Raw genomic sequence first — 336 nt, forward strand, 5'->3', positions numbered from 1 at the left:
ATCTTAGATGTGGCTGAAGGCTTATTTGCTGAGCACGGTTTTAATGACACCTCTTTACGCACGATTACGAGTAAAGCCAATGTCAATCTTGCTTCAGTGAACTACCACTTTGGCGATAAGAAGACTCTGGTTCGTGCGGTACTCAATCGTTACTTAGAAGCATTTATGCCAGCATTGCAAGATGCACTAGTGAACTTAAATTTGAACGAAACGTATTCTATGAGTGACGTGTTTGAGTCTTTAAGGCAGCCACTAAGGGCACTCAATGATGTAAGGCCAAATGGTACGAGTCGATTTATGTTACTCATCGGTCGAGGCTATACAGATGTGCAAGGT

At 42.6% G+C, this 336-nt stretch carries 1 protein-coding gene; it reads left to right on the forward strand.

Going from position 1 to position 336, the window contains the following annotated elements; genetic code table 11:
• The coding region (locus AB4496_RS29645; RefSeq protein ID WP_372133721.1) for a TetR/AcrR family transcriptional regulator at positions 1-336 on the forward strand (336 nt) is incomplete at both ends.

Source organism: Vibrio sp. 10N.222.46.A1, from assembly GCF_041473595.1.
Classification (GTDB): domain Bacteria; phylum Pseudomonadota; class Gammaproteobacteria; order Enterobacterales; family Vibrionaceae; genus Vibrio; species Vibrio tasmaniensis_A.